The 9,705-nt window shown below is 56.6% G+C and carries 11 protein-coding genes; 2 read left to right on the top strand and 9 right to left on the bottom strand.

Annotated elements, in window-relative coordinates:
• Positions 1-218 (top strand): hypothetical protein (locus tag II896_06315; protein ID MBQ4444248.1); only part of this gene is annotated, 218 nt, incomplete at its 5' end.
• Between the two features lie 131 nt (positions 219-349).
• Here the strand turns inward: II896_06315 and II896_06310 are convergent.
• Entirely contained in the window at positions 350-874 is a 525-nt protein-coding gene (locus II896_06310) for a hypothetical protein (GenBank protein ID MBQ4444247.1), read from the bottom strand.
• 346 nt (positions 875-1,220) lie between these two features.
• Here II896_06310 and spo0A point away from each other — a divergent pair, with 346 nt between their 5' ends.
• Positions 1,221-1,988, top strand: a complete 768-nt coding sequence (gene spo0A / locus II896_06305) for a sporulation transcription factor Spo0A (protein MBQ4444246.1) — start codon at positions 1,221-1,223, stop codon at positions 1,986-1,988.
• 90 nt (positions 1,989-2,078) lie between these two features.
• Here spo0A and II896_06300 read toward each other — a convergent pair whose 3' ends face one another.
• The 8 genes from II896_06300 to II896_06265 all read right to left on the bottom strand — a co-directional run bounded on the left by II896_06300 (position 2,079) and on the right by II896_06265 (position 9,703).
• Positions 2,079-3,356: a M20/M25/M40 family metallo-hydrolase gene (locus II896_06300; protein ID MBQ4444245.1), complete on the bottom strand. Its 1,278-nt coding sequence runs from the start codon at positions 3,354-3,356 to the stop codon at positions 2,079-2,081.
• A 77-nt stretch (positions 3,357-3,433) separates the two neighbouring features.
• A complete protein-coding gene (locus II896_06295) occupies positions 3,434-4,609 on the bottom strand; it encodes an NAD-dependent malic enzyme (GenBank protein ID MBQ4444244.1) in 1,176 nt (391 codons plus the stop codon).
• An 11-nt stretch (positions 4,610-4,620) separates the two neighbouring features.
• A complete protein-coding gene (locus II896_06290; protein MBQ4444243.1) occupies positions 4,621-5,385 on the bottom strand; it encodes a hypothetical protein in 765 nt (254 codons plus the stop codon).
• 3 nt (positions 5,386-5,388) lie between these two features.
• The gene (locus II896_06285; protein ID MBQ4444242.1) at positions 5,389-6,420 is read right to left on the bottom strand and encodes a hypothetical protein; all 1,032 of its coding nucleotides are present in this window, start codon (positions 6,418-6,420) and stop codon (positions 5,389-5,391) included.
• 3 nt (positions 6,421-6,423) lie between these two features.
• Entirely contained in the window at positions 6,424-7,737 is a 1,314-nt protein-coding gene (locus tag II896_06280) for an alpha/beta hydrolase (protein MBQ4444241.1), read from the bottom strand.
• A 9-nt stretch (positions 7,738-7,746) separates the two neighbouring features.
• Entirely contained in the window at positions 7,747-8,343 is a 597-nt protein-coding gene (locus II896_06275) for a TetR/AcrR family transcriptional regulator (GenBank protein MBQ4444240.1), read from the bottom strand.
• Positions 8,344-8,597: 254 nt separating this feature from the next.
• Positions 8,598-9,227 (bottom strand): thiamine diphosphokinase, encoded by a 630-nt coding sequence (locus II896_06270; protein MBQ4444239.1) that lies wholly within the window; start codon positions 9,225-9,227, stop codon positions 8,598-8,600.
• A 14-nt stretch (positions 9,228-9,241) separates the two neighbouring features.
• Positions 9,242-9,703 carry a hypothetical protein gene (locus II896_06265; protein ID MBQ4444238.1) on the bottom strand — a complete coding sequence of 154 codons (462 nt, stop codon included), beginning with the start codon at positions 9,701-9,703 and terminating at the stop codon, positions 9,242-9,244.
• Between the last annotated feature and the right edge of the window lie 2 nt (positions 9,704-9,705).

The following is a 9,705-nucleotide window of genomic DNA, read 5'->3' as shown; positions in this document are numbered from 1 at the left end:
TGTACGTCCAGCAGATCAAAAACGCCGTGCCCTACCTTCGCACGAATTGGAGCCTTTTCTCCAAGCCCATGGTCATGACGGACGCCAATGGGGTGAAACGCCGCGTGACCGCCGCCAATACCAAGTTTATCATGCGCCTCGTGATGGAGTTTGAGGCCGTGACGTCCGAGCCGTACAAATTGATGATTTGCTCCCTCGCCTACTCCGCGCTGCGTTAGCGCAAGGCAAGCGGTCTTCCCTTGCGACCGCTCGACGAATACGCTAAGGGGAAAGTTAAATCAATATAAAAAACGGGCGTTGAGATGCGAAATCCCAACGCCCGTCTTTTTATCACGCGTGCCGAAGGCTATCAAAGATCGCCGTCGTCATCGTCGTCATCGTCTTCGTCGTCCTCTTCTTCGTCGTAGTCGTCTACGTCGCCCAAGTCTTCAAAATCGTCGAAGTCGTCGTCCTCATCCTCGAACTCCTCTTCCTCTTTGTCCAATTCGGCGTCCGCTTCGCTCTCCGACTCCAATTCGGCCAAGATGTCGGGATCCTCCATCACCAAGGCGGGATCCAACTCCTCGTCTTCCTCGTCCTCGTCCAGGTCGGGGAAGGCCACCTCGGTCTCCTTGGCGCTCTTTTGCCATTCTTCCTCTTCCGACTCCGACTCCACGCTCAACGTCTCCATATCGGCGCGGCAGGCCTCGCAATACTCTTGGTCGTCGGTGATGGGATTGATGCCGCAACGGGGGCAGATGCGCTCGAAGGCCTCGTCGTAATCCAAATCGTTGACGGCGACGCCGTTCATTTCGTCTTTGCACACGGGACAATAGTCTTCCGTCTCCAATATATAGTTCAATTCGCAACGCGGGCACAATTTATATTTAGGCATAACGAATCACTCCTTGTGTCAATTTGCATTTATTATATGGATATATATCGCATTTGTAAACTACTTTTTTCAAAAAAATGTGAGCGTCGAGCATTTTTTTACAAATAAAGGCGAAACTCCCCTCTTTTCTCGGCGGCAGCAAGGCCATTCGCGACCATTCGGCTAAATTCCTCTTCCTTCGGCAACTTTCGACGTAATAAGCCCGACGCGACCGCGCCCCCTCTCGGGCGGGATTTGTTATAATGAATCCGTCAAACGAAGGTATCCCGCGTTTGTTCCCTCTCCGAAGCGGTTTGGGGGCATAGCCCCCAGGCCCAACGGAAAAACACGACTCTTGGAGGCAAGCATGAAAAAGGCAAAGGTTTTGGTGGTAGACGACAACGTCGCCTATTGCGACGAGCTCAAACAAAAATTGCAAGAAACGAATTTGTTTTCGGTGACGGCCGTATACGACGGCCTGTCGGCCATACGCGAATGCGAACGCGGCGATTACGACGCGATGGTGCTGGATATGGTGATGCCCTCCTTCGACGGGCTGGACGTCCTTAACACCCTGGCGGACAAAAAGATAGCGGTCAACACCATCGCCGTATCCTTGCCGGTGGGCGACGAGTACGTGGGCCGCGCCCTTTCCTTGGGCGCGCGCTACTATATGACCAAGCCCCTCTCCGTCAAGGCTCTCACCCAACGGCTGGTGGACACCGTGCAAGTGGCCGCCGACCAAACGGACGCGGTGGGACAGGCCTATCGGGCGCGTATCAACCGCAACCTCGACGAGAAGTTGAGCAATATATTCATCACCGTGGGCATTCCCGCCCATATCAAGGGCTACCACTACCTGCGCGAAGCCGTCAAATTGACCGTGGAAAACCCCGACGTCATCAACAGCATCACCAAGCGCCTCTACCCCGCCGTAGCCGCCCGCTTCGCCACCTCGCCCAGCAAAGTGGAACGCGCCATTCGCCACGCCATCGAAGTGGCCTGGAACAAGGGCAAAATAGAGAACGTCAATCATATCTTCGGCATCAAGGTCTACAACGCCAACGAAAAACCCACCAACGGCGAATTTATTGCGCTCGTGGCGGACAAATTGCTCATAGAAGGCGTAGCGTAGTCGCCACGACGGCGCCGCCTCACGCAAGCAAACGAAAAAGCACGCGGCGTTTCCCGAAGGAATCGTCGCGCGCTTTTGGTACTCTGTGCGCTAGGCCGAAATGGGCTCCTCGTTAACGCCGTCGCCCAACTCTTCGTCGATATGGCGCAAGCAGTTGACCGTCACCGAATAGCAGTCGGCCAAGCATTTGGGATTGAGGTTGGTATAGGTGTCGTGAATGGTGTGATAGTAGTCCTCGAGGACGTGATTGAGCGCCGTAATGCCCGCCACCTTGTAGCCCGCTTGCGCAAAGGCCGCCGAATCGGTGGCGCCGCCGAACGGAGGCACTATGCCGCGCTGGCAGGGAATGCCAAGCTCCGCCGCGCTCTTCATAAAGCGGTCGCCCGTCTCCTTGTCCGTCTCCACCGTACCGTTGAGATCGCGATAGTTGACCATCAGGAACCGTTCGTCGTGCAAGGTGTCGAAACTGTAGATATAGGTGGGCACGTCGTCGTACTCGCCCTTGTGTTGGGCGCACCACGACTTGATGCCGCGCAAACCGGCCTCCTCCGAGCCGCTCAACACCACGCCGACCTCGGTGTGCTCGAGCTGCACGCCCGCTTCTTCCATGGCTTTGAGAATGGCGATGCCCATATAGCAACCGGTCAAGTTGTCGTTGGCGCCGTCCACGACCACCTTCTCGTCCCACATCCAATACAGACCGATGAGCAGGGGCAGGAAAAGAACGGTGCCTACACCCAACCAGAACATGGCGGGTTGCGAAGACGGCGTCAGGATATTCCACGCCGCGTCCGTCTGCACCGTGCGAATGATGGACAGCACGAACATATACAAAACGCCCACGATAGAGGCGATGACGTGTATGGTATAGGCCACGCCGCCCCACTTCTCGTTGACGGGGAAGTTCCACGCCGCGTCGATATGCCCGTTGAACAGCACGCGGCACTTCACCTCGCCCGATGCGGGGCGTATGCCCGTGAGGTTGTGGCTGGTCTTCTGCACGAAGAAGAAGTCGATAGCCTTGATATACAGGCCGAATTGCAACACCATGACGATAAGGCCCAAGGCCATGACGATGGCGCCGACAAGCGGATAGAAGAAGTACATTATGATCTGCACCAAAGCGCACGATACGGTAATGTATATCCAGCCGTAAAAAGAATCGGGCGTCACCTTGAAGGGCTCTATCGCCGTTTTTTTGCAACCGCACTCCTTCTCCAGCGCGTCGCGCATATACTCGGCCGCCTTTTTCTCGCCCTCCGAGCCGGGGGCGCGTTTGGGCAGGTACTTGCATATCGTGGTGATCTCGTGTATCATATACTCGGCCATGCGGTCTTTTTCTTGCATTACCTTATCGAATTTTCCCATAGTACAACTTCCCTTTTCTTTCGTAATACGCAAAAGTCGTCAGCCGCGCCCTTCGCGGCGCACTTCTTCTGTGACGATTACAGTCTGGCCACGCCCGAATCACGGGCGGCTTGCGCCACGGCCTTGGCGACGGCCTTGCCCACGCGGGGATCGAAGGCGGCGGGAATGATATAGTCCGCCGACAGTTCGTCGTCCGAAATCAATTCGGCCAAGGCTTTGGCGGCCGCCAACTTCATTTCTTCGTTGATGTCGCGGGCTCTCACGTCGAAGGTGCCGCGGAAAATGCCGGGGAACGCCAGCACGTTGTTGATTTGGTTGGGATAGTCGCTGCGGCCGGTGGCCACCACTTTGGCGCCGCCCGCTTTGGCGTCTTCGGGGAAGATCTCGGGCGTGGGGTTGGCGCACGCGAAGACGATGGCGTCCTTGTTCATGGTGCGCACCATCTCGGTCGTCACCATCTTGGGCGCGCTGACGCCGATGAACACGTCCGCACCCACCAACATATCGGCCAAAGTGCCTTGCTTTCTCTCGAGGTTGGTCACTTCCGCCATCTCTTCCTTGATCCAATTCATACCTTTCTCGCGGCCCTTGTAGATGGCGCCCGAACGGTCGCACAAGGTGACGTTTTTGACGCCTGCCGAGAGGAGCAGTTTGCAGATGCTGATGGCCGCGGCGCCCGCGCCGTTGATGACCACCTTGATCTCTTCTTTTTTCTTGCCCACCACTTTGAGGGCGTTGGTCAAGCCGGCCAAAGTAATGATGGCGGTACCGTGTTGGTCGTCGTGGAAGATGGGAATGTCGCACACCTCTTTGAGTTTGCGCTCGATCTCGAAGCAACGGGGCGCGGATATATCTTCCAAATTGATGCCGCCGAACGATCCGGACAGCAAATAGATGGTGTTGACGATAGTGTCGACGTCCTTACTCTTGATGCACAAGGGGAACGCGTCCACGTCGCCGAACGATTTGAACAGCACGCACTTGCCTTCCATCACGGGCATACCCGCTTCGGGCCCGATGTCGCCCAAGCCGAGCACGGCCGTACCGTCCGTGATGACGGCGCAGAGGTTGTGACGGCGGGTGAGGTCGTAGCTGAGGTCGGGATTCTTTTGAATTTCCAGACAAGGTTGCGCCACGCCGGGCGTATAGGCCAAAGACAGATCCTCTTTGGTGGCCACGGGAACGGTGGCTTTGACTTCGATTTTGCCCTTCCATTGGGCGTGTTTTTTGAGTGATTCTTGTGCGTAATCCATATATATCTCCTTTAATTCTTGTCGTTGCGATTAAACAACAAGTTGTATTCTTCTTCGGTCGGCACGCCCGCGTCGATCTCCCACGGGACGCGCGTATCCGTGCCTTTAGCCGCCTGGCGCCGCATCATCGAGACGGCTTTGCCGCCGCCCACGATAAGACAGTCCAGCAGGTTGATATCCAACGGGGCGAACGCCGAACGCAACAATTCGAGCATATCGCCGTCTTCCATAGAGGGCGTTACGTCGCCCGAGGGGTGATTGTGCGCCACGATAACGCCCGTAGCGCGAATCAACAGCAGTTCCTTCACCAACTTGCGCACGTCCACCGCCACCGAATCGGCGCGCGTGGATTCGAATTGAACGGTGCCTATCAAATTGCCTTTGACGTCCAAAGCCAAGGCGGCAAAACACTCGGTAGGCCGTTGCCCAATGAGTTCGTTGAGATAGACGGCCGCTTCGGCAGGCGCCAAAAAATTGTTCTTTTTGGTGGCCTTATCCATCTTGTACATGACGAGAAACGCGGGTAATTGCGACAAGAACAACGCGGCGTTGGCCGTCATGCCGTCCACGTCGGCCAAAGCGGCGCAGTCGGCCTCCAACACGCCCGACAGCGAGCCGAACTTGTGGAGTAAGGCGTGCGCTATGTCGTTGGTGTTGCGACGAGGTACGAACGGATAGAGGAAATACTCCAGCACTTCGTGAGGCTCCAGGGAGTTCAATCCGTCTTTGCGTATCTTTGCGCGCAACCGTTCGCGATGTCCGTCGTGTGGATTCATACTTTATTCTCCCGCATCGGTGGGATCGACGTCGTCGTCCTCATCGTACGAAAAATCCGTATAGAGATCGTCGTTTTTCGGCATTTCTTTTTGACGAGGCCGATGCACCGCCGTTTCGGTGCGAATGTCGTAATCGGTGAGGTCCTGCCCTTTGGCCATTTCGACCTCGACCGCAGGCTCTACGTCGTCCGTTTGCGCATAGATGACGTCCTCGTCGGCTTGGGGCGCGTCGGCGGTCGACTCCTCTTCTGCCAGAATGGAGCGAACGGGCGCTTCCTCCGAGGTGGGCTCGGCTTGGGGCGCGGAATACACGGGCGCGGGCGTTTCCGTGGTGACCGTGGCCATGCGCGCGCGAACGGGCGCTTCCTCTTCTGCCTCTTCCTCTTCGCGCCGCGCTTGACTGCGTGCGCGAGCCTCTGCGGGCGATACGGGCGTGCGGTCGCGGCCGTCGGGCGCCGAAGACGCGGGCAGAATGCTCAACCGATTCATGCGCACCTCTTGGTCCGCCTTGGCCAGCACTTGCTTTTCGTCCACCTCTCGCGGGGTGATATCGGGCGCGGGCGTTTCGGTTTCCGCCGCGGACTGCACGTACAGTTGCCGCTCGAGATCGTTCATAGACTTGCCGAAAGCCTGCATCAGCACGCGGGCCGCGGTCATAACGGCCACCAACAGGCCGAATCCCATAAAGATGGTCAGCAAAACCCCCATAGCGTTGGGCTGAAAAACGCCCGCCACGGTATACAAAACGATTTTGGCACCCGCGAGATCACGGGCGATGAACAGACAAACGAAGATGGCCGAAAGCGCCAAGGTGTTGCCGAGCATGACCGCCGCGCGCACCTTGTTGAGGGGCGAGGGATAGGAAAAACCCAACGCGGCCAGCACCAAAGCGGGCAAAAACAACGCGAAACCCACGGCGACGCCGCCCGTTGCGCGCCAAAAGGCCGACGTGCACATAGCCGCTATCGCCGCCATCGCCGACGCGACGGCCACCAAGTAAAAACTGAGGGTTTCTTTGTCGTACATTTTGTTCATATTCTATTGCGCCTTGGCGTACGTGCCGTAGAGAGAGGCGTAGGCCGACACGCGCGCCGCCATCCACTTGCAGGAGTCTTGATTCTTGCCGATGGTGTTGTGCGTGGCGTTGTCGAACATCTTATCCTCGTGCACGATGCCCGTCTCGTCCAACTTGGCCGAGATGGATTGATAGATGGTGATGGGAATAAAATCGTCCACTTCGCATTCGAAGAGCACCTCGATGATGGGCATATCGTCGTGTTGGCGCGCGTAGCAAATGATGGTGGGCACGCTGTTTTCGTTGAGGTAATCGATGGGCTGCAAGGCGGCGATGCTCGCGAGGGCGTGTTGATAGCCCTCCTCGGTAGAAATGTTCACGGGCTCCTCTTCACCCAAAATACCCGCCAAAGGTGCCGCCAAATCTTCCAACAACGGCGAAACGAACTTCAAAACGTCGGCGGCCGCTTCGGGGGCGTCTTCGACGTGACCGGTGAGCATATCCAATAGGCGCTTGTAGTTCTCGTCGAGCAACTTGACGGGCCCCACCAGATCCATCAAATAGGCGATGGGCATGGGCGATTTGTCCGCGTTTTTGTAGGCGTACAAGCTCGACAGGTGACCGCCCGCCGAATAGCCGCCGATGCCGATATTGGTGGCGGTGAGCCCCAGCGAGGGCAAATAGGTATCCCGCAGGAAGGTCAGGCACGCCGTGATATCCGCCTGTTGATCGGCCACCGACACGGGGTGCTCGTTTTTCAACACGGTGTTGATGATCTCCATCACGCCCATCTGCTCCCAACTGTAGACGCCCAAGGGCGTGGACTCCTGCTGATTGAGCCCGAACCACAAAGCGTACTCCATACTGACGACAACCATACCCGTAGAAGCGATATACGGCATAAGCGTTTTGCGCTCGTCTTTGCGGCTACCCGCCACCCAGCCGCCGCCGTGCAGATACAAAAACACGGGGGTTTCGGGCGCAAGTTTCTCTTTGGCGTTGGGCATATACACGTCGATATAGCGATAGCTGCTGTTTTGGTCGTAAGATATATCTTGATAGACGTACACCAACTTTTGAGCGCCGTCGGCTTGGCCGACGAGATAGGCGTCGGCGTCGCCTTCGCGCGCCGCCACCGCTTCGCTGTTTTCATTGCCCTCCGCGAAGTTGTAGTCGGGCAACGCTTCGGTCTTGGCCGCCACCGCCGCTTCGGCTACCTGCTGCGCAGTCGGCGTGGAATCACCTTGTTTTTTGGCGTCCGTTTGGTTGCACGCCGACAAGGCGAGGCTTAATAGACACGCGATTATCATCAAAAGGATTATCCATTTCTTTTTCATTGCGCCCTCCTATTGGAACAGGTTGTAGATGGCCGTCTCTTCGATACGGCGCAAAACGGCGTAGTCTATGTAGGCGTGTTGATCGTAGACGCATTCGTGCGCAAAGGACTGCACCGAGTCCATCGCCCAATGCACCTTTTCGTATAAGGCGGGATCTTGGTAGCCCGCGTGGCGCAGAGCGTCCGCCATGCGACGGGTGACCTCTTCCTCCAATGCCATAAACTTGTCGCCCACGGCCTTGTCCGACGAGGACAGCGCGTGCAAAGTCTCGTGCATGGCGGCGTTGTCGCGGTGCACGGCCACGGCGGCGTCCAATATCTGCGGAATGATACGCGCGAAATCCAAGGGCGCGACGAAGTGCTCCAGCACGTTGAAAATGGGCGCGAAAGCCTGCTCGATATAGATATCCAGCACATCTACCAAAATGTCGCGCTTGTCGTGGAAATAGCCGTAGACGATGCCCGTGGACACCCCTGCTTGCTTGGCGATCTCGGTGGTATTGGTATTGTAATAGCCTTTTTGCGCAAACAACTCGTAGCCCGCTTTGATGATGCGGGTTTTGGTCTCTATGGCGCGTTGTTGTTTGGGGGTACGAATACTATCCATCTCTTTGTGAAGGTATGCCCGAAGGCCTATAGCCGCTCTCTTGGGCGCGAGCGGCGCGTTGCGCGTGTAATAATTCCCAAGTATTTATTATTATATAACTTTTCGCGCGAAAAGTAAATACCAAAAATGACTTGCCGCCGACCAAATGCGCGCAAAAACGACCGTATTGGGGGATTTTGGCAACAAAAATACCCCAACGTGGGTGGGGTATTCCATACGATCGGGTGAAAATAGTTTTTTGCGAAAATAGACGTTCAGTCGGACGAAACCAGCATTACGGCCAAAACGCCCTCGCCGCAAGAGACTTCGACGACGCCTTCCGCCTGGTTGCTGACGCCCAACGGATAATCTCCGTACAAAACGGCTCGGTCCAAAGTGTACCGCGCGCCCCGAATGGACACGTCGCGGCAAACGTCCCCAAGTGACAGCACGGACAACCGCTGTCCGCGGCGAACGTTCAGACGCACCGTAGACCGCGACAGCACATAAGCGAGGGTATTCTCCCCTTCCAAACGGACGAGAACGCCCGCCTTCGCCGCCTTTGCCGCCGATTGTAGATTGGCCAAGGTATGGTCCAAACAGCCGCCCAAAGCGAACGCTATACGCACTCGGCCGAAGCCGTGCTCGACCGCGTAGCGCAAGGCGTACCCCGTATCGGTATCGTCCTTGCGGACGGGCAGTGTGACGGTGGGAACGCCCTTGGGCAATTCGCCGCGATAGGAATCGAAATCGCCCACAATGAAATCGGGCTCGATCCCCAACTCGGCGGCGTACGCCACGCCTCGGTCGCACGCAACGACGAAATCGCCCGAGGGAACTTCCTCGGGACGATAGAATGGGCCGCCCGAAACGATCAGGCAGACTTTGTCGACGATTTCGGCCATCTTTGCGCCGCCTATCAGGCGTTGCCCGTATTGCCCTCGGTCAATATGCACAGGGGCGTAAGCACTTCGATGGTGGAGTCCGCCACGAACTCTTTGAGCACGTTGGCGACGTAGTCGTCGTAGTCGTCCTCGTGGACGTACATAACGCTGTGCATCAAGCGCAAATAATTCTTCTCGGCATCAATAAACACCTGGAAGAACAGCAACCTTTCGTTGGCTTCGTTGATCATGCGCAAGGTTTGCTCGTTGACGTCGAGGCGATCGAACGTAAAGCAAAACACGGCGAGGCCGTTCGTATAATAATCGAACCGCGCAATGATGTTGTCGTCGTAGTCTTTGAGCGAGGTATCGAACACGCTCGTGATCCGCTTCTCATCCACGTTGATCTCCGCTTCTTTGATGCCGATGTCTTTCAAAAACTTTTTGATGTCCTTTGACACCTTTTTGAGGTTAATACCGCTGTTGCGTTTCGCCATAA

The organism is Clostridia bacterium, from assembly GCA_017394805.1.
Taxonomy (GTDB): Bacteria; Bacillota; Clostridia; order Christensenellales; family CAG-1252; genus RUG14300.
Note: the sequence above shows the minus strand (reverse complement) of the source record. Positions and strands in the feature narration are given on the sequence as shown.